Here is a 19,597-nt window from a genome sequence, read left to right on the forward strand (position 1 = left end):
TTGTCGCGAGTTTGTTCCAACACAAACACTGTGCCGCCGCGAAGCGTAGAAACCTCTCATCGACAACGATCAATGACAGGAGAGAACGATGTTCACGCGCCGCCAAGCACTTCTGGGAGTGGCCGCCGCCGCCATGCTGGCCGCGATGCCACCGCTTGCAGCCGCGGCCAACGAGGCCGAGATCGCAGCACTTGTGCGCGAAAAGGTCACGCTCGTCGCGCCGCCCTTCGTGCATGCCCACGAGCAGGTCGCATCGGGTGGTCCCAAGATCGTGGAGTTCACCATGCCAATCGTCGAGAAGCAGGTGGCAATCGACGACGAGGGAACCATGTTGCAGGCCATGACCTTCAACGGCTCGATGCCGGGTCCGATGATGGTCGTCCACGAGGGCGACTACGTCGAGCTCACCCTGATCAATCCCGAGACGAACTCGATGCCGCACAACATCGACTTCCATGCCGCGACCGGAGCCCTGGGCGGCGGCGCGCTCACGCTCATCAATCCCGGCGAGCAGGTGAAGCTGCGCTTCAAGGCAACCCGCAGCGGCACCTTCGTCTACCACTGCGCTCCCGAAGGCGCGATGATCCCCTGGCATGTCGTGTCGGGCATGAGCGGCACGATCATGGTGCTGCCGCGCGACGGCCTGAAGAACGAGAAGGGCGAACCGCTCCGCTATGACCAGGTGTTCTACATCGGCGAGAACGACTTCTACGTTCCGCGCGACGAAGAGGGGAACTTCAAGGCCTATGAGAGCCACGGCGACAGCTATGCCGACACCCTTGAAGTGATGAAGGGACTGATCCCGACCCATGTCGTCTTCAACGGTGCGAAAGGCGCGCTCACGGGCGACAACGCGATGAAGTCGAAGGTCGGGGAGACGGTGCTGATCGTTCACAGCCAGGCGAACCGCGATACCCGTCCGCACCTTATCGGCGGCCACGGAGACTACGTCTGGGAACAGGGCAAGTTCGCGAACCCGCCCGCCAAGAACCTGGAGACCTGGTTCATCCGCGGCGGATCGGCGGGAGCGGCGCTCTATACCTTCCTCCAGCCGGGCGTCTATGCCTACGTGAACCACAACCTCATCGAGGCCGTGGAACTGGGCGCCACCGCGCACTTCCTCGTCGAGGGCGAGTGGAACGACGACCTGATGAAGCAGGTCGAGGCGCCGGGTCCGATCCCGGTCAACTGAACCTTGTGGCAACGCGGCCCGGTTGATCCCGGGCCGCAGCCGGAGGTACCAGCCATGCACCTGCACCTCTACGAAGCGGCCATCGGCGTCGCAGCCGCGCTTGCCGTGCCCGCCGCGATCATCGGGATCAGCGGCGAACCCCGTGTTGGCGATCTGCAAGGATCTGCGGAGACCGTCGAGATCGCACAAACAGTGATCGACTACCCACTGCCCGGCGAGTTCCTCGCGGAAGGACGCCCGTCAGCGGCTCCGATAGTAAAGAAGACGGCGCCGGCGTTTCGCATCATGAAGCATCAGGTGAGCCTCTCGGACTACAACCGCTGCGCGGCCGAGAGTGCATGCGATCCGGCGGACGCCACCCCGACGGCTGCCGACGTACCAGTCACCGGGGTGAGCTTCCTCGACGCCGAGGCCTATGCGCGCTGGTATTCCAAGGCGATGGGCGAGACTTGGCGCCTGCCGACCGCTCTGGAGGCCGCCGCGGCTGGTGGCGAGCGCTTCGGCGGAGAATCCTTCTCGGCGGCAGCGGATGACGCCGCGAACCCCGCCGTCCGGTGGCTCCGGCGCTACCGCGAGGAGGCCGCGGCGAAGCGGCCCGCCGATCCGGAACCCAAGCCGCGCGGCCACTATGGCCCGAATTCCCGCGGCATCGAGGATTTTGGCGGCAATGTCTGGGAATGGACCTCGACCTGCCATGCCCGCGTGACGCTGAACCCGGCTGATGGAGCGGTCGAGACCGTCACCGAAAATTGCGGCGTTCATATTCTGGAGGGCAGGCACCGCGCAACCATGTCGAACTTCGTCCGTGACGGGAAGAGCGGCGGCTGCGCTGTCGGCACGCCGCCTGAGAACCTCGGCTTCCGCCTCGTGCGGGACCAGGATTCGATCCTCGCCGGGACTAGGTCCTGGATCGGAAGCGCCTTCCAATCCGCCGTGAGCGACCCCGCCTGAAGGAACGTGCCATGAAAACGAAGATGTACGGCGCACACGCCGTCCAACTGCCTGCCGGCCAACGGACCGTCGTCGAGCGCCTGCGGCAAGGAATTGCCGAAGCGGGGCTCGAATGCGGCTGCCGGGAAGCCGCGAACGACATGCTCGACCGGGTTGGCGCGGAGGAGGACCTCGTGCGGCGCGCCAGTGGGCTCGCGGACGCCAGGAAGATGCGGGATGCCATCGTGGTCGTGCTCGCCCTCCTGGGAGAACTGGACGAACTCATGCCCGACGAACCGGACCGCAGCGCCTTCGCCGAGATCGCTGGGCTCTTCCAGGACGTGGCCGACTTCGCCGCCTGCGGCGCGGCATCGGCGATGCGCGCCGCAGGGCAGGGGAACGCGTGATGGCCGTCACCACGACATCCCCATCCGACCGATCCGTTCCCCGGGCCGCGCTCAAGGCCGGCGATGCCACGCGGGACAGCCGGGGCCGCATCAGGTTGATGCCTCCGATCCTCCACTACGGATTCCGGCCATTCTTCTTCCTGGCGTCCCTCCATGCGGGACTGGCCATCCCCGCGTGGCTCGGGGCCTATCTCGGCGGCCTCGATATCGGCGGGCCGTTCGGCGGTATGCATTGGCATGCGCACGAGATGCTGTTCGGTTACCTCGGAGCCGTGATGGCGGGCTTCATCCTGACGGCGATCCCCAACTGGACCGGGCGGCTGCCCCTGAGCGGAAAACCGCTCGCGGTTCTTGTCGGCCTGTGGCTGGCGGGCAGGGCGGCCTGCCTGCTCGCGCCCGACCCCTGGCTGGCGATGGCCGTTGACCTGGCGTTTCCCGCCGCCCTCGGCTTCGCCATTTGGCGCGAGGTCGTCGCGGGGAGGAACTGGAAGAACGCGCCCGTGGTGGTGATGATCACGCTGTTCGGCTGCGCCAACGCGGCGGACCACCTGGCCAATGCGGGGTTCCTCGACCACGATCTGGGGCAGCGACTGGCGCTCGCCGTGTCGGCCATGCTGATCGCGCTCATCGGGGGTCGGATCGTGCCCAGCTTCACGCGCAACTGGCTGGTCAAGAAAGGATCTGCTTGCCTTCCGTCTCCGTTCGGCAGGTTGGACAAGGCCGCGCTTGCCATGACGGCGGCCGCGATGCTTGCGTGGATCGTTGTCCCGGAGACCGCCGCTGCGGGTGCCTTCCTGACGACGGCAGGTATTCTGCTTGCGGCGAGGCTGATGCGCTGGCGCGGAGCCGCGACGGTTTCGGAACCCATCCTGTTTGTCCTCCACGTCGGCTACGGATGGCTGGCCGTCGCACTGCTTTTGCTGGGAATAAGCCAACTGTCCCCCGCCATTCCCTCTTCCGCTGCGCTCCATGCCCTGACGGCGGGAGCTGTTGGGACCATGACGCTCGCGGTCATGACGAGGGCAAGCCTCGGCCACACCGGGCGGACGATCGTCGCCGACCGCTTCGTCGTTGCCATGTATTTGATGGTCTCGACAGGGGCCGCGCTGCGCGTGGCCGCACCCTTCGCCGCCGACTGGTACGCGCATGTGCTCGCTTGCGGGGGCGCGCTTTGGAGCGGAGGCTTTGTTCTGTTCGCTGTCCGCTATGCTCCGATCCTCTGGGGAAAGCGCGCCGGGGTTTGAATTTCGACTTTCGGAAATAAGGTATTGTGCCAACCGCTTTTGCGGTTAGTCTCTGCGTAATCTTCCCGAAGCCGGGGAGCTTTTCAGTCCGAGGCCCATGAGGGAGGTCATGACCCAGGACAGCCGCGAGGTTGCCGCATCGGCCGACCTGCCACCTGCGAAGTCGCGGCGCAGCGAACTGCTGGCCTTCCTGGTCCTTGCATTCGGAATCTGGCCCGTGGTCGCGGTCGCCGTCGTTGGCGGCTACGGCTTCCTCGTCTGGATGTACCAGATCGTCTTCGGCCCGCCCGGGCCTCCGGGAGGGTGACGACATGCGTGCAATGACCCGCAGGGACCTGCTGACCGTCGCGTCGCCGCCCCGCCATCACATCTCCAGCGCGGTCGTCATCGCGCTCCCGGCGCGTCGGGAGGAGATAGTCGGACTTCTCGCGGGGTTGCGCGGCGTCGAGATCCACGCCGCCGAGGGCAGCCGCATCGTGCTCACCATCGAGGGCCCGACCAGCGGCGTGCTGGGCGAGACGCTGGCCATGATTTCCGTGATGGACGGGGTGCTCGCGGCGAACATGGTCTTCGAGCATGTCGAGGAAGCGGAGGACGGAAAGCCATGACCGCAGGCATCAACCGCCGCGACCTCCTCAAGGCTCACGCCGCGGCGTTGGCGGCTGCTTCGGCCGGAATCGCCCTGCCGGCTTCAGCGCAGCCCGTGCCCGGCGGCGTGGACGCGCTCGAGATCAAGTGGTCGAAAGCGCCCTGCCGCTTCTGCGGCACGGGTTGCGGCGTCATGGTGGGGGTGAAGGACGGTCACGTCGTCGCCACCCACGGGGACATGCAGGCCGAGGTCAACCGCGGCCTCAACTGCGTGAAGGGCTACTTCCTCTCTAAGATCATGTACGGCGAGGACCGGCTGACCACGCCGCTGATGCGCAAGGCCGGCGGGGTCTACGACAAGGAGGGCGAGTTCGAGCCCGTCTCCTGGGACGAGGCCTTCGACGTGATGGCGCAGAAGTGCAAGGAGGTGCTGCGCGAGAAGGGCCCGGAGGCCGTCGGCATGTTCGGCTCCGGCCAGTGGACCATCTTCGAGGGCTACGCCGCGACCAAGCTGATGCGGGCCGGCTTCCGCTCCAACAACCTCGACCCCAACGCCCGCCACTGCATGGCGTCCGCCGCCGTCGCCTTCATGCGCACCTTCGGCATGGACGAGCCGATGGGCTGCTACGAGGATTTCGAGCACGCCGACGCCTTCGTGCTGTGGGGCTCGAACATGGCCGAGATGCACCCGATCCTGTGGACCCGGCTGGCCGACCGTAGGCTTGGCCACCCACATGTCCGCTGCGCGGTGCTCTCGACCTTCACGCACCGCTCGATGGATCTGGCCGACATTCCGATCGTCTTCAAGCCGGGCACCGATCTGGCGATCCTCAACTACATCGCCAATCACATCATCCAGACAGGACGGGTGAACGAGGCCTTTGTCCGCGACCATGCTGTCTTCATGAGCGGCGCCACCGACATCGGCTACGGCCTGCGCCCTGACAACCCGGTCGAGGTGGCGGCGAAGGGCGCGGCCGACCCCGGCAAGATGGACCCGATCGACTTCGAGGCGTTCAAGGCGCTGGTCTCGGAATACACCCTGGAGATGGTGTCGGAACTGTCCGGCGTCGAGCCGGGGTTCCTAGAGCAACTGGCAGAACTCTACGCCAATCCCGACGTCAAGGTGATGTCGCTCTGGACCATGGGTTTCAACCAGCACGTCCGGGGTGTGTGGGCCAACCAGATGGTCTACAACATCCACCTGCTCACGGGGAAAATCTCCGAACCCGGCAACAGCCCATTCTCGCTCACCGGGCAGCCGTCCGCCTGCGGCACGGCGCGCGAGGTCGGCACCTTCGCGCATCGCTTGCCGGCCGACATGGTGGTCACCAACCCCGAACACCGCAAACACACAGAGGAGATCTGGCGGGTGCCGGAAGGGCTCCTGCCGGGCAAGCCCGGCTACCATGCCGTGCAGCAGGACCGCATGCTCAAGGACGGCAAGCTCAACTGGTACTGGGTGCAGGTCAACAACAACGTCCAGGCCGCGCCCAACAGCTCGAACGAGACCTATCCGGGTTACCGCAACCCGGACAACTTCATCGTCGTGTCGGACGCCTATCCGACGGTGACGGCGCTGGCGGCCGACATGATCCTGCCGGCCGCCATGTGGGTGGAGAAGGAAGGCGCCTACGGCAATGCCGAGCGGCGCACCCATTTCTGGCGCCAACTCGTCGACGCGCCGGGCGAGGCGCGGTCCGATCTCTGGCAACTGACGGAGTTCTCGAAACGCTTCACGACCGACGAGGTCTGGCCCGCGGACATCCTGAACGCCCATCCCGAGTACAAGGGCAAGACGCTGTTTGACGTGCTGTTCAGGAACGGCAAGGTCGATCGCTTCCCGCTCGCCGAACTCGATCCGGAATACGAAAACCGGGAATCGAGGGACTACGGCTTCTATCTCCAGAAGGGCCTGTTCGAGGAATACGCCGAGTTCGGTCGCGGCCACGGGCACGATCTTGCGCCCTTCGACGTCTACCACGAGGTCCGGGGGCTGAGATGGCCGGTGGTCGACGGCAAGGAAACGAAATGGCGCTACCGCGAGGGCTACGATCCCTATGTGAAGCCGGGCGAGGGCGTCCGTTTCTACGGCAGGCCGGACGGCAAGGCCGTCATCCTGGCGGTGCCCTACGAGCCGCCGGCGGAATCGCCCGACGAGGAATATGACGTCTGGCTGGTGACGGGCCGCGTGCTGGAGCATTGGCACTCGGGCTCGATGACCATGCGCGTGCCGGAACTCTACAAGGCATTTCCCGGAGCGGTTTGCTTCATGAACGCGGACGATGCGCGCCGTCGCGGCATCAACCAGGGGGCGGAGGTCAGCGTCGTCTCCCGACGCGGCGAGATCCGGGTCCGCGTCGAAACGCGAGGCCGCAACCGCATGCAGCGCGGCGTGGTCTTCGTGCCCTGGTTCGATGCAAGCAAGCTGATCAACAAGGTCACGCTCGACGCGACCGATCCCATCTCGAAACAGACGGATTTCAAGAAATGCGCGGTCAAGGTCGTCCCCGTCTGACGCGTCGCGTGCGCGTTTCCATCGCAGCCGGGCTGCTCGCTGTCGCCGGGACGGCCGCGCTCGCGCAGATGTCGGCTGAGATCGTCCCGCCACTGACGGGCGCCGGACAGCCGATGGAAAATAGGCCGGCGGACCCCATGCCCAGCTGGGTGGTGGACGACATCCGCAAGATGCGCGCCTATCCGGAGCAGCCGCCGATCATCCCGCATTCGATTGAAGGCTATCAGCTCTCGGTGAACACCAATCGCTGCATGTCGTGTCACAAGCGGGAGTTTACAGAGGGGTCGGGTGCTCCGATGATCAGCGTCACACACTATATGACGCGCGAGGGGCAGATGCTGGGCGATGTGTCGCCCCGCCGCTACTTCTGCACGGCCTGCCATGTTCCTCAGGCCGATACGCCCGCTCTGGTCGGCAACACCTTCGTGGACATGAGCGAACTTGGCGTCGGCCACGCCGGGGACCAGTAGATGTGGGCGCGGATCAAGGCTGTCGCGCTGTGGGCCTGGGGCATCGTTTCAACCCCCGCTGCGACGCTGAGCCTCGGCTTCCTGACGCTCGGCGGGTTCCTCGGCGGCGTCATCTTCTGGGGCGCATTCAACACGGCGCTCGAGGCGACGAACACCGAGACGTTTTGCATCTCGTGTCATGAGATGGAGACCAACGTCTACGAGGAGCTGTCGAGGACAGTGCATTTCTCGAACCGCTCGGGCGTGCGCGCGTCCTGTCCGGACTGCCACGTGCCGCATGAGTGGACCGACAAGATCGCGCGCAAGATGCAGGCCTCGAAGGAGGTCTGGGGCAAGATCTTCGGGACGATCAACACGCGCCAGAAGTTCCTCGACCATCGGCTTGAACTCGCCCAGCGCGAATGGGCCCGCCTCAAGGCAAATGATAGCCTCGAATGCCGCAACTGTCATTCATCCGTCGCCATGGACCTATCGAGGCAGGCTCCGCGCGCGGCCGAGATCCATACGCGCTTCCTGCTGTCGGATCAGGCAACCTGCATCGATTGCCACAAGGGCATAGCGCACGAGTTGCCGAACATGGAAGGCGTCGATCCCGGCTGGAAGGTGCCGCCGGAATTGGAGGGTAAGGAGCTGCCGGCCGCATCCGTGTTCGACCGGCTGGAGACGATTGCGCGCTCGCCACACCGGGTTGCCTGGGAATAGCCCGATCCGACTGCTGCGCGCGCAGCGCGGCGCTCAGTTGGCCGCGAGCACCTGGCCGAAGAGCTCGGCGAACACACCCTTCGCTTTCCCGGTCTGCTTCACGGCCTTGGCCTCATCCGCGTTGGTGGCTTCGCCGACCCGGATGAGGGCGACCATGCCCATGGCGTAGTGAGGCATGCACTTCACGCCGTAGACCCCTTCCGTGTCCAGGCTGACGGTGAATTCCTCGTTGAACTTGCTCTTGAAGGGCTTCGCGCCTTCCGGGAGCATGCCCTTGATGGTTTCCACGTTGTGGCCCTTGTCGGTGGGCACGAAACGGATCGTATCGCCGGGGGCGGCGATGATCAGGTCCGGCTCGAACACCATCGCTCCCTTCTCGCCCTTGTTGAGCATTCTGACTTCGATCTCGGCCGCGCCGGCTGCGCTTGCGAGGATGACGGCCGCGCCGACCATCAGGGTTGCCATGATCCGTTTCATTGTCCTGTCCTTCTTTTCTGCGGCTCCAGTTGCCGTTGAGCTCTCACTACCCCGCGACGCCTCGGGGCAGTTTGCGCCAGCGCAAACAAAGGATAGAATCGGGCAGGCGACATCGGGTCGCGCGGGAATCGCATGGCAATGCCACTCGACAGGTCGCTGATTTCCGGACTGCCGGCCTTTGTCGGTCTCGAAGCCGGCGATCTGGATTCGATCCTCGCTCCGGCCCGCTCATCCCGGTTTGCGAAGGATTCGGAGGTCTTCGCGCAGGACGCGGAAGCGGAGCATTTTTTCCTCCTGCTGTCTGGCCACATCCGGGTCGTGCGCACCACGCCCGACGGCGACCAGATGATCGCTCGCTACATCAACGAAGGGGAGTTGTTCGGCATCGCGATGGCAATGGGACGCACCACCTATCCCGCAAGCGCCGTGGCAGCGGTCGACTGCGTGGTCCTGGTGTGGCCCAACGCGGCCTGGCCCGGTCTGCAGTCGCGGGTTCCAGCCTTCGGCGCCAGCGCCTACCAGACGATGGGCGCCCGGCTCCAGGAAACGCAGGCGCGGGTCATGGAAATGTCCACCCAGCAGGTCGAGCAAAGGATCGCAAGCGCGGTGCTGCGGCTCGTCACGCAGTCCGGACGGAAGACGAGCGAAGGGATCGAGATCGACTTCCCCATCAGCCGCCAGGATATCGCGGAGATGACCGGCAGCACGCTGCACACTGTCAGCAGGCTGCTGAGTGCCTGGGAAGACGAAGGCATAGTCCGCAGCGGGCGGCAGAAGGTCACGGTCACGGACCCGCACGCGTTGATGCTGATCGCCGAGAACAGGCCAAGCCGCAGCCGCAAATGAGTGCTGCCCGTGCCCGGCTCCGTCGGGCCGGTTCTAACCCCTATGCTATGGCGGTGATGCGCCGGTCGCCGACGCCGGACTCCCGCTCGCCGAAAGCCGAGGCGGCATCTGCCAAGGGATCGCTTCGCATCGCTTTCAACAGTTCCATCGAGAAGACGTCCTTGTCCAAGGCGTGCGCTTCGCAGGCGTCGCTGACGGTATGGAAGATTCCGATAGGGCACCCGATGCAGAGCATCTTGTGGCATATCATCACTCTTATCGTGGCCGGCCAGCGCCGCATGATCTCGTCGACTGTCATGCTCGGGTCGATCGTCGCAGGTTTCATCGCGAGAAACGCCTCCAAAGAAGCACATCAGAGACGATCGTGACGGCGAGAACGTTGCGCCCGAGCAAACAGCGGGGCGTTTCCGGGACGACACGCTTTTAGAACGATGCGCTCTGGGCCGGTTCGAGCACGGGATGCGATGGATCGGCCGCCGCCGCCCCCTGTGCGTCGCGCTTCCCGCCGCGCAATGCGACATAAATCGCCGGAATGACAAGCACGGTGAGCGCGGTGGATGAGGCAAGGCCGAACAGCAGCGAGATCGCCAGGCCCTGGAAGATAGGGTCCGACAGGATGACAGCCGCGCCGATCATTGCCGCGATGGCCGTCAGGAGGATTGGCTTGAAGCGGATGGCGCCCGCTTCCAGCAAGACGTCGACCAACGGCCGGTCGGGCCCTTGCGCGTGGCGGATGAAGTCGACCAGCAGGATCGAGTTGCGCACGATGATGCCGGCAAGCGCGATGAAGCCGATCATTGATGTGGCGGAAAAGGGGGCCGCGAACAGCCAATGGCCGAGCATGATGCCGATGAAGGTGAGCGGAATCGGGGTCAGGATGACGAGCGGCAGCCGGAAGGAGCCGAACTGTGCCACCACGAGGACGTAGATGCCGAGGATCGCCACCATGAAGGCCGCACCCATGTCGCGGAAGGTCACCCAGGTCACCTCCCATTCGCCGTCCCACAGAAGCGTCGGCCTCGATTCGTCGTCCGGCTGGCCATGCAGCGCAATCACAGGCTTCTGGAGATCGCCCCAGTCGCCCTTGGCGATGGCGTCGGCGACGGCGAGCATGCCGTAGACGGGTGCTTCGTAGGAGCCGGCAAGCTCGGCGATGACCATCTCCGCGGCGCGGCCGTTGTGCCGGAAGATCGGAAACGAGGCAGCCTCGCGCGTGATGGAGACGACGTCGCCGAGTTCGACCACGTCGCGTCCGCCGGGCAGCGCATTCGCCGGCACCGGCGTTGCAAGCGTCCGCTCGTCCATCACCGATTCCGCCTTAGGCAGTGCAATCCGGATCGGGATCGGCTGGCGTCCGTCGCCGCGGTGCGAATATCCGACCGTGGTGCCGCCGTAGAGGGAGTTCAGCGCATCGTAGATGTCCGACTGTTCGACACGGTAGTATTCGAGATTGTCCTGATCGATCGAGATGCGGACACGTTCGGCCTGGTTGCGATAGCTCTCGTCAATGTCGACGATGAAGGGAACGCTTTCGAACGCCTCGCGTACCTTCCCTGCCACCGCGCGCCGTGTTTCGGGGTCAGGTCCATAAATCTCGGCGAGCAGCGTACCGAGCACCGGCGGGCCGGGCGGCGGCTCCACCACCTTGACCACCGATCCCATTGGCAGATCGAGGGCCTTGAGGCGTTCACGGATGTCGAGGGCCACTGCGTGGCTCGGCCGGTCCCGGGCGCTCTTCGCCAGCAGGTTTACGGCGATGTCGCCCTGCTGCGGTTCCGACCGCATGTATTGATGGCGCACCAGACCGTTGAAGTCGAAGGGCGAGCCCGTCCCCGCATAGGTCTGAAACGAGACGATTTCCGGTACGGCCGCGAGCAGATCGACCATTTGCTGCAAGCTTCGGTCGGTGTCCTCGACGGAAGAGCCTCTCGGCAGGTCGAGCATGACCTGGAGATTGGCCTTGTTGTCAAAGGGGAGCAGCTTGACGGTCACGTGTTGGGTGTAGATGAGCCCGAGCGAAGCGACGGTGGCGAAGCCGACGACGAGGAGGAACGCCCAGGCTCTGGCTCGGCTCTTCAAGATCGGCCGCGCGATGGCGACATAGAAGCGGCCGAGCCGGCCGCCCTCGGCCGCGTCATGGGCGTGGTGCGCGGCCGCATGCCGGCCGCTGATCCTCAGCATCAGCCAAGGCGTGAGGATGACGGCGACGAAGAATGAAAAAAGCATGGCGGCCGAGGCGTTGGCCGGGATCGGGCTCATATAGGGGCCCATCATGCCCGAAACGAAAAGCATCGGCAGGAGGGCGGCCACCACCGTCAAAGTCGCGACGATGGTGGGATTGCCGACCTCGGCGACGGCATCGATCGCGGCAGCCGCGCGTGGGCGGCCGTCTCCCATCGCCCAGTGGCGGGCGATGTTCTCGATCACGACGATGGCGTCATCGACAAGGATGCCGATCGAGAAAATCAGCGCGAAAAGGCTGACGCGGTTGAGCGTATAGCCCATCGCCCATGAGGCGAAGAGGGTGAGCAGAATGGTCGTCGGGATGACAACAGCAACGACGATCGCCTCCCGCCAGCCGATGGCTATGGCGACGAGCACGACGATCGAGATCGTCGCCAGCCCCAAATGGAACAGCAGCTCGTTGGCCTTTTCATTGGCGGTCTCGCCGTAGTCGCGCGTGACCGTCATCTCCACCTCTTTCGGGAAGATCTGGCCGCGCACCTGTTCGATGCGGTGAACGATCTCCTCGGCGATGACGACGGCATTGGTGCCTGGCCGCTTGGCGATGGCGAGCGAGACAGCCGGTGCGCGCTCAAGGCGGGTGTCCGTCTTGCGGATGTCGGTCACGCGGTTTTCAGCAGACTCGGTCGCCAGCACTACCCGCGCGACATCGCGCACGTAGACCGGCCTCCCATCGCGCGCTGTAAGCAGCAGATTGCCGATCTGAGGCAATTCCTGCAGCGTCTGGCCGGCCACGATAGCTCTTTGCCCGCCGTTGTCGCGAACGGTGCCGATCCGGAACGACCGGTTGGCGCCTTCGATCTTGGCGGCGAGTTGCTGAAGCGTGATGCCATAGAGCGAAAGCCTCTCGGGGTCCGGCTCGACCTGGATCGTCTCGGGTTGCTCACCCACTATGTAGGTCAGGCCGACATCCGGGAGCTTCGAGACCTCAACCTGCAGTTCCCGTGCCAGCCGGGTCAGTCCGTTCGAGGTCCAGCGCGCTGTCGCTTCCTGGGTCGGCCGCAACGTGATCACGACGATCGCAACGTCGTCGATGCCGCGCCCGACAATCAGCGGCTCGGGGACCCCGACCGGGATGCGGTCCATGTTGGCGCGGACCTTGTCGTGCACCCTCAGGACGGCGGTGTCCGAATTCGTGCCGACCTTGAAGCGGGCGGTGACCAACGCCCCGTCGTCTTCGGTCTGCGAATAGACGTGCTCGACACCGTCGATGCTCTTGACAATGGTCTCCAGCGGCTCGGTGACGAGCTTGACGGCGTCTTCCGCATTCAGGCCGTTGGCGCTGACGTGGATGTCCACCATCGGCACTGATATCTGCGGCTCCTCCTCGCGCGGCAGGGTAACCAGCGCAATGAGCCCGAGCGCCAGCGCGGCCAGCAGCAGGAGTGGCGTCAGCGGCGAGGCGATGAAGGCGCGCGTCAGTCCTCCGGCTATGCCCAGCCCCCCGGAAGACTGTGTCATGGCAGCACGACCCGGTCGCCGTCATGCAGCCCGGTCAGGATCTCGACCAGTTCTTCGCCGCCGTGCTCGAACGCCTGGCCGAGAATGACGGCGACTTCCATCTCGCCGCCGGCGGTCGCGATGCGGACGTAGTCGACGCCATGAAGCACTTTCACCGCCTTGGGCGGCACAGCCAGTACCGATCGCTTGCCAACGGGGATCGAGACCAGCGTGCGCTCGTTGACGAAATAGCTGCCGATATCGGCGACGTCGACGTCGGCGATGACGCGGCCGTCGACGATCTCGGGATAGACCTTGACGATCCTTCCTCCGCGTGTGGCGACGGGCTCGCCCGAGGACTGCGTCCGGCCGCGCTCGCCGACCTCAACCGAAGCGCCTTCGACGATTTCCGTGGCATGGCGCTCCGGCAGTGACAGCCGCAGGTAATAGGGTCCCGTGGCGATGCGGCAGATCTCCTCGCCGGAAAGAATGACGGAACCCGGCGTCACCGGCACCGTCAGAACACGCCCCGTGGCCGGCGCAAGCACGTCGCCTTCACGCGCGCCCTGTTCGATCACCGCCTTGTCGGCTTCCGCCGCCGCCACCTGATTGATGGCGACCTCGAAGGTGGTCCTGGCGGCGTCGAGCCTGCTCTGCGTGCCGACGCCTTGCTTCAGGAGTTGTTCAGCCCGTTCGACTTCGGTGCGTGCGTTTCCGAGCTGAGACTCCAGCGCCTTGATCTTGGCGTTCGCGGCATTCAGCTGAAGCGCGATCTTGTCGTCGACTACGACGCCGACGACATCGCCTTCCCTGACCTCGCTGCCTTCGCTGACACGGATTTCGCGAAGGGTGCCGGGGATACGTGCGCGTGCGGGGACGACCGTACGGCTTTCGACCTCGCCGAAGACCGCCTTCATCTCTGGGATCGTGACCGCCTTCACCACGAACTCCGCCGCGCCTGCGGGCAACGGGATGACGGTTCCGGCAAGCAGGAGTGCAGCGACGATCGGGTTGAATTTGCGGTGGCGCATCGGAACTCTAAATCGGGAGGCCGTACTGGCGGCTGGCACGGAAATGGCGAGCTGTCCTATTTGAAGGCGACGCCGGCCTTGCAGCCGAGCCGCTTGAAGATAAGTGCCGCCGGACAGAACCCCGTCAGCGAAGCCTGCATCATGTTGAGACCGGCGAAAGCAGTCAGCAGATACCACCAAGGCGAGACAAAGTAGCCAAGCGCCAGAGAGACGAGCACCATTGCTCCCGCAAACATCAGAACGGCACGATCGATGGTCATGTTCTTCTCCTTAGATTGCAGCCGGCGAAATCATTCCGCTGGCTCGATGTGAATATCCTTGAGCTTCTTGATACCGAGCAGATCCAGCGCCAGGTTTTCATAAAAAGTTTCGCTTCGGCCCTGCCGCACCTTGTGCAGGAAATATTTCTCGAAGCCGACCTTGGCCGCATGGACCCATTTGCCCTGGGACGACCAGTTGACGTTGCGCGGCGGGATCTGCGGCTGAGCGACGAAGGCGATGCCTTGGTCGCCGAAATCGGCGAGGCAGACCGCGTTCCAAGTGGCGACCGCCCGCGGTTCTTCTCCGCGCAGCAGCGCGGCCACGTTGGCGGCGGTGGCCGTCACCATGGATTCGATCATGAAACCGGTCTTGGGCACGCCGACGGCCAGCGGCGTCTTTCCCGTGGGCGGAATGGCAACGCAAACGCCTATGGCGAACACGTTCGAAAAGGCCGGGTTGCGCTGATATTTGTCGATGAGGATGAAGCCGCGCGGATTGGTCAACCCCTCGATGCCGTGAACGGCCGGGACGCCGCGAAAGGCCGGCAGCATCATCGAGAAAGCGAAAGGCAGCTCATGGGTCGCCTTGATGGTGCCGTCCTCGTTGACCTCCTCGACCGACATGCGTCCGGCGTCGACCTTCGTCATCCTGGCGTTGGTGATCCACTTGATGTGGCGCTCGCGCATCGCGCTTTCCATCAGACCTTTGGTGTCGCCAACGCCGTCGAGGCCGAGATGACCGATATACGGCTCCGGAGTAACGAACGTCATCGGGACCTGGTCGCGCTTGCGCGCTGACCTCAGGGCCGTGTCGAGAATGAAGGCGAATTCGTATGCCGGGCCGAAACACGACGCGCCAGGAGCGGCGCCAACGACGATTGGTCCAGGTTTCGCGACCAGCTCATCGAAAGCGGCCTTTGCCTGCATCGCATGATCGACCTGGCAGATCGACTGGGTGTGTCCATCGGGTCCAAGTCCCGCGACCTCGTCGAATGCGAGGTCCGGCCCGGTGGCGATGATGAGATAGTCGTAGTCGAGAAAGGAGCCGTCGTTGAGCTCGATCCGGTTTTCTTTGGGATGCACGCGCCGTGCACCCTCGGGCCTCAGCGCGATGCCTCGTTTGGCAAGAACTGGCGACAGGTCGACGGTGATGTCTTCCCGCTTGCGCCACCCGACCGCAATCCAGGGGTTCGAAGGCACGAAAGAATAGCTCGCTCCCATGTTGACCACGGTGAGCCTGTCTTCCGGGCGCATCTTGTCCTTCATCTCATAGGCCATGATGGTGCCGCCGAGACCGGCACCGAGAACGACGACGTGTGACATGGGGTATTTCCTCTTCCCGCGTTTGCCCTATTTTTGCTCTTGTCGCGCGTTCCGCTTTGATCCCGCTCAATTCGGCGTTTAGTTCGGCCCGCCAACCTTCAGTTCCACGCCGCTTTCGCGCATACAGCCGGTGTGGGCTTGCATGTAACATTCAGAGATTATAAATTCAAGAATATGAATGTAAAAGAAATGATACCCGCATCAGGCAAGGCCGCCGACCTCCTGCGCAGCATCTCGCATCCGCAGCGGTTGCTGGTGTTGTGCGCGTTGGGCAGCGAAGAGAAATCCGTTGCTCAGCTCAGGGAGGAACTTGACATCGAGCAGGTGCCGATGTCGCAGCAGCTCATGCGGCTGAGAGCCGATGGGCTGGTCGGTTCGCGGCGGGAGGGAACCACCGTCTACTACCGAATTGTGCGGCCGGAGGTGTTGACGGTGGTCGATGCACTGCACGAGGCATTTTGTGCTCCCGCTGCGCGATGACCGCTGCTTTGTGTCGGTGCCTCAGGAGCTTGGCAGCAGGACGTAGGTCGCGAAACCCAATGCGATCGCGGCCGCGGTGGCGACAAGTAGTGGCGCAGTGAAGCGGATTGGGCCGGCCATCAGGGCGAGACCGAGGCGTCCAAGCGCATTGGCGGCGAGAGCCGCGAGCACGGCGACCGCAGCCATCGGGGGGGTGACCGACGCTCCTATCAGCCGCAACGTGCTCAGCACGGCTACGTCCACGTCGAACAGGGCCGACAGTGCCGATGTCGCCAGCAGTCCACTCCCGCCCACGCGGCCGGCAAACGCCGCGCTTATCATGGAGACGATGGCGAAGAGCAGGGCGAAAAGCAGCAGCGGTCCGATCTCGAAGGGATTGCGCGTCAGCGTTTCACCTGCCGCCTGCCCATCTGAACGCCGCAGCAGCAAGGCTCCGCAGGCGGCGAAGCACAGCGCAGCCGCCAGCGCCGGTGGCGCAATCTTGGAAATAGGCGCCGGCTCGACGAGCATCACGACGACGCAGACGCGCAGGATCGAGACCATCGCCGCCAATGCCGCGGCGCCGGCCAGCGGCAACGGGCTGCCGCCTGCCTTTGCCGTGCGCGCGAGCGCGACGGTTACCGCCGTCGACGAAACCACGGCGCCAGCTACAGCGCTGACCAACAAGCCGCGGGTTGACCCTAGAATACGGACGGCGACGTAGCCGAGGAACGAGATCGCAGCGACTAACACGGTAAAAAACCAGATCTCACGCGGATTCAAACCGCCCCAGGGATCGATCGTCCGGTCCGGCAGCAAGGGCAGGACTACCGCGGTCATCACGGCCAGGATCAAGGCCGAGCGCAATTCGATCCAGGTCAGGCGCCTCAGCAGTCCATGCAGAAGCTCCCGGCTCGCAAGAACGGCGGCGAGCGCGGCGCCGCCGGCTGCCGCCGCGCGATAGTCGCCGGCGACCGCCAGGGCCCCGAGCGCGAATACGCCAAGCCCCGCGATGACGCCCGTAACGCTGAAATCCTGGTCGCTGGCCGCTTCCCGTGACTTATACCAGGCGAAGACCGCTGCAAATCCGATGAAGCCGACCGCAAGCAGGAAGGGCGCCTCGGTGGCGTCCGCCAGCGCGGCGAAGACGCCGCCGAGAAGCCCGGATAGCCCATAGGTACGAATTCCCGCCGTGCGGCTTCGATCGGGCGCATCGCGCTCGCGCCAGCCGCGCTCGACTCCGACAAGCAGGCCGATAGCCAGGGCCAGACCGAGCCGGGCTATGAGCGGGTCCATCGTCGAACCGGGCTCAGGCCGCGACCGAAGGCAGATGGTCGCGGACCCACCTGACGATCTGTCCGGTCGACATTGCGCCCGACGTGCGAGCCACTTCCTTGCCGCCGTGAAACAGAATCATGGTCGGAATGCCTCGGATGCCGAGCCTCGTTGAAATGGCAGGCTCATCGTCCGAATTGAGCTTTGTCAGCACGACCCGCGGCTCGAGTTCGAGCGCGGCCGCCGCGTAGGCCGGCGCCATTGTTCGGCACGGGCCGCACCAAGGCGCCCAGACATCCACCAGGACCGGCAGCGTGTTACGGGTGACGTGGCGGTCAAACGTCGCTCCGCCGACGTCGCGAGGGTGGCCGCTGAAAATCCTGGCGCCGCAACTGCCGCATTTGGCATCGGCGATACGCCGCGCCTTTGGCACGCGGTTGACGCTTCCGCATTCGCTGCAGACAATTAGGTTGTCATCCACGGCCACGGTCCCCAGTTGCATTAAGTCGGCAGTGACCAAAGCGACCCATGCTGTTCCTCTGCTAGGGATGCCGTCAAGCGCCAGGCTGTGGTCACATTTGCGGCGGGGAGTGCGTTCAGAATGACTTCCACGTCGATGCTTTGCGATTGGTCAGGATGATCACCGCGAACATCCTGCATGATTCATCAGCCTCATGATTTGACCCAGCGCAAGGATCGTGCCGGCAGCGGCGGATAGTGTAACCCGAGATGGATCGGATTATTCCTCTGCAAAACGGAGCAGCTATCATGGCCTTCAAGACGATACTAACGGTGGTCGGCACCGAGACGGGCGATGCCGACCTAAAGCTCGCGGCCGATCTTTGCGAGGAGGTCAACGCGCATCTTTCCGTGCTGGTAATGGCGTTGGCAGCACCGCCGCCGATCGGCGAATACGCCGCGGTCGTCTCCGAAGCTTGGCTGGAAGAGCGGCAGGCCGACGAGGAAAAGCTGAAGGCCCGCACGGAAGCGGTCTCGGCGTCGATCGCCAGTCGCGCGATTTCGACCGACATATCGAGCACATACGCGGAAATCGCTTCGGCCGATGAGGCCGTCGGACGGCGTGCGCACTACGCGGATCTCATCGTTGCCGGGCCCGATCTGCTGGCAGCCGGTACACTCAAGGAAAAGGTGATCGAAGGGGCGCTGTTTTCGTCCGGCAAGCCGCTGTTGCTCGTTCCGGCTGGGTCCACGGCTACATTGAACCCCAAGCGGATCATGGTCGCCTGGGATTCGCGGTTCGAAGCATCGCGGGCCGTCCACGAGGCCCGGCCGCTGCTGGCCGCCGCCCAGGAAGTGCGCCTGGTGCTGGTCGATCCGACAACCGGCGAGTTCCAGCAGGGAGGCGAGCCAGGCGCGGACGCCGCCGCCTATCTTGCGCGCCATGGGGCGAAGGTCACAGTGGACAGGCTGCCGCGCGAGGGAGGTTCGGTGGGCGACGTGCTGCGCCGCCACGCGGTCGACACGACGGCCGACATGCTTGTGATGGGCGCCTACGGACATTCGCGCCTGCGCGAACGCATCTTTGGCGGCGTGACGAGATCGATGCTGGAGGAACCGCCGCTGCCGATCCTGTTGGCGCGCTAGCGGCCAGTTCAAAAAAGTTCGGCGACGGCGACGCTTGCCTGAGCCGCACGGGCCTGCGCCCGAAAGACTCACCGCAGTCAAAACCAATGGAGAATGAAATGATCCTGCCAAATGGCGCTGTCGTCGCGGTCATCGACGGCGAAAGAATGCGGCTCTTCCGCAACAACGGTCACGAACCGCACATCGATCTTGCGCCTATGCCGGACCCTGATCTTGGCAGCGGCAACACTGGATCGGGCTCCCGTCATCGCAGCAGTACCGCCAATCCCGACAGGTCGCGCATCGAGGAGGACGATTTCGCCGCGGCCGCCGCCGGGCATCTGAACCGGGAGGCACTGGCGGGCAGGATCGACCATATACTGATCATCGCCGACCCGCGTACGCTCGGAGAACTGCGCAAGCATTTCCACGACGTGCTTGTGGCGAAGTTGATCGGTCAGCTTGCCAAGAATCTTGCCGGCGGCACCGCCGAGTCGATACGAACGGCGATCACTGCAGCCTAGGCTGACCGGAGCCCTCTTGGGTTAGCGACGGAAAAGGGGCCGGAGCGTAGCGCTCGGCCCCTTTTCGCTGGCACGCCGTCCTG

Annotated in this window: 21 protein-coding genes; 13 read left to right on the plus strand and 8 right to left on the minus strand. The window is 64.6% G+C overall.

The annotated features are described in order from the left end of the window. The first annotated feature begins 88 nt into the window (after positions 1-88). From nirK to ABLE71_RS23635, 9 genes are all read left to right on the plus strand, one after another. Positions 89-1,192, plus strand: a complete 1,104-nt coding sequence (nirK, locus tag ABLE71_RS23595) for a copper-containing nitrite reductase (protein ID WP_348785929.1) — start codon at positions 89-91, stop codon at positions 1,190-1,192. Between the two features lie 54 nt (positions 1,193-1,246). Further along, positions 1,247-2,143 carry an SUMF1/EgtB/PvdO family nonheme iron enzyme gene (locus ABLE71_RS23600; RefSeq protein WP_348785930.1) on the plus strand — a complete coding sequence of 299 codons (897 nt, stop codon included), beginning with the start codon at positions 1,247-1,249 and terminating at the stop codon, positions 2,141-2,143. A gap of 11 nt (positions 2,144-2,154) precedes the next feature. Further along, positions 2,155-2,529 (plus strand): hypothetical protein, encoded by a 375-nt coding sequence (locus ABLE71_RS23605; RefSeq protein WP_348785931.1) that lies wholly within the window; start codon positions 2,155-2,157, stop codon positions 2,527-2,529. After that, positions 2,529-3,773, plus strand: a complete 1,245-nt coding sequence (locus ABLE71_RS23610) for an NnrS family protein (RefSeq protein ID WP_348785932.1) — start codon at positions 2,529-2,531, stop codon at positions 3,771-3,773. Before ABLE71_RS23605 ends, ABLE71_RS23610 begins: the two co-directional genes overlap by 1 nt. A gap of 109 nt (positions 3,774-3,882) precedes the next feature. Beyond that, positions 3,883-4,080, plus strand: coding sequence for a periplasmic nitrate reductase, NapE protein (gene napE, locus ABLE71_RS23615; protein ID WP_348785933.1), 198 nt, complete (start codon positions 3,883-3,885; stop codon positions 4,078-4,080). A gap of 4 nt (positions 4,081-4,084) precedes the next feature. Further along, on the plus strand, positions 4,085-4,381 hold the full coding sequence (locus ABLE71_RS23620; RefSeq protein ID WP_348785934.1) for a chaperone NapD: 297 nt from the start codon (positions 4,085-4,087) through the stop codon (positions 4,379-4,381). Beyond that, a complete protein-coding gene (gene napA / locus ABLE71_RS23625; protein WP_348785935.1) occupies positions 4,378-6,879 on the plus strand; it encodes a periplasmic nitrate reductase subunit alpha in 2,502 nt (833 codons plus the stop codon). Before ABLE71_RS23620 ends, napA begins: the two co-directional genes overlap by 4 nt. Further along, positions 6,852-7,349 carry a nitrate reductase cytochrome c-type subunit gene (locus tag ABLE71_RS23630; RefSeq protein ID WP_348785936.1) on the plus strand — a complete coding sequence of 166 codons (498 nt, stop codon included), beginning with the start codon at positions 6,852-6,854 and terminating at the stop codon, positions 7,347-7,349. Before napA ends, ABLE71_RS23630 begins: the two co-directional genes overlap by 28 nt. Continuing rightward, positions 7,350-8,051 carry a NapC/NirT family cytochrome c gene (locus ABLE71_RS23635; protein ID WP_348785937.1) on the plus strand — a complete coding sequence of 234 codons (702 nt, stop codon included), beginning with the start codon at positions 7,350-7,352 and terminating at the stop codon, positions 8,049-8,051. Between the two features lie 33 nt (positions 8,052-8,084). Here ABLE71_RS23635 and ABLE71_RS23640 read toward each other — a convergent pair whose 3' ends face one another. After that, entirely contained in the window at positions 8,085-8,528 is a 444-nt protein-coding gene (locus tag ABLE71_RS23640) for a pseudoazurin (RefSeq protein ID WP_348785938.1), read from the minus strand. A gap of 138 nt (positions 8,529-8,666) precedes the next feature. Here ABLE71_RS23640 and ABLE71_RS23645 point away from each other — a divergent pair, with 138 nt between their 5' ends. Beyond that, positions 8,667-9,374, plus strand: coding sequence for a Crp/Fnr family transcriptional regulator (locus tag ABLE71_RS23645; protein ID WP_348786012.1), 708 nt, complete (start codon positions 8,667-8,669; stop codon positions 9,372-9,374). A 40-nt stretch (positions 9,375-9,414) separates the two neighbouring features. Here the strand turns inward: ABLE71_RS23645 and ABLE71_RS23650 are convergent, their stop codons facing one another. From ABLE71_RS23650 to ABLE71_RS23670, 5 genes are all read right to left on the minus strand, one after another. Continuing rightward, entirely contained in the window at positions 9,415-9,699 is a 285-nt protein-coding gene (locus ABLE71_RS23650; protein ID WP_348785939.1) for a DUF1858 domain-containing protein, read from the minus strand. 98 nt (positions 9,700-9,797) lie between these two features. Continuing rightward, positions 9,798-13,079: an efflux RND transporter permease subunit gene (locus ABLE71_RS23655; RefSeq protein WP_348785940.1), complete on the minus strand. Its 3,282-nt coding sequence runs from the start codon at positions 13,077-13,079 to the stop codon at positions 9,798-9,800. Continuing rightward, positions 13,076-14,089: an efflux RND transporter periplasmic adaptor subunit gene (locus ABLE71_RS23660; RefSeq protein ID WP_348785941.1), complete on the minus strand. Its 1,014-nt coding sequence runs from the start codon at positions 14,087-14,089 to the stop codon at positions 13,076-13,078. Before ABLE71_RS23660 ends, ABLE71_RS23655 begins: the two co-directional genes overlap by 4 nt. A 56-nt stretch (positions 14,090-14,145) precedes the next feature. Next, complete coding sequence (locus ABLE71_RS23665; RefSeq protein WP_348785942.1) at positions 14,146-14,349, minus strand: DUF2892 domain-containing protein; 204 nt, start codon at positions 14,347-14,349, stop codon at positions 14,146-14,148. 30 nt (positions 14,350-14,379) lie between these two features. Continuing rightward, positions 14,380-15,672, minus strand: coding sequence for an FAD/NAD(P)-binding oxidoreductase (locus ABLE71_RS23670; RefSeq protein ID WP_348785943.1), 1,293 nt, complete (start codon positions 15,670-15,672; stop codon positions 14,380-14,382). Positions 15,673-15,810: 138 nt separating this feature from the next. Between ABLE71_RS23670 and ABLE71_RS23675 the strand changes: the two genes are divergently transcribed. Continuing rightward, entirely contained in the window at positions 15,811-16,152 is a 342-nt protein-coding gene (locus tag ABLE71_RS23675) for a metalloregulator ArsR/SmtB family transcription factor (RefSeq protein WP_348785944.1), read from the plus strand. Between the two features lie 21 nt (positions 16,153-16,173). On the opposite strand, the gene ABLE71_RS23680 is transcribed toward ABLE71_RS23675, so the two are convergent. Both ABLE71_RS23680 and trxC read right to left on the minus strand, forming a co-directional pair. Continuing rightward, the gene (locus ABLE71_RS23680) at positions 16,174-17,427 is read right to left on the minus strand and encodes an MgtC/SapB family protein (protein ID WP_348785945.1); all 1,254 of its coding nucleotides are present in this window, start codon (positions 17,425-17,427) and stop codon (positions 16,174-16,176) included. A 13-nt stretch (positions 17,428-17,440) separates the two neighbouring features. Further along, the gene (trxC, locus tag ABLE71_RS23685) at positions 17,441-17,887 is read right to left on the minus strand and encodes a thioredoxin TrxC (protein WP_348786013.1); all 447 of its coding nucleotides are present in this window, start codon (positions 17,885-17,887) and stop codon (positions 17,441-17,443) included. A 287-nt stretch (positions 17,888-18,174) separates the two neighbouring features. Here trxC and ABLE71_RS23690 point away from each other — a divergent pair, with 287 nt between their 5' ends. After that, positions 18,175-19,011, plus strand: coding sequence for a universal stress protein (locus tag ABLE71_RS23690; RefSeq protein WP_348785946.1), 837 nt, complete (start codon positions 18,175-18,177; stop codon positions 19,009-19,011). Positions 19,012-19,109: 98 nt separating this feature from the next. Next, on the plus strand, positions 19,110-19,514 hold the full coding sequence (locus ABLE71_RS23695; RefSeq protein ID WP_348785947.1) for a host attachment protein: 405 nt from the start codon (positions 19,110-19,112) through the stop codon (positions 19,512-19,514). Positions 19,515-19,597 lie beyond the last annotated feature (83 nt).

This window comes from Mesorhizobium sp. KR9-304 (genome assembly GCF_040049215.1).
GTDB lineage: Bacteria > Pseudomonadota > Alphaproteobacteria > Rhizobiales > Rhizobiaceae > Mesorhizobium_K.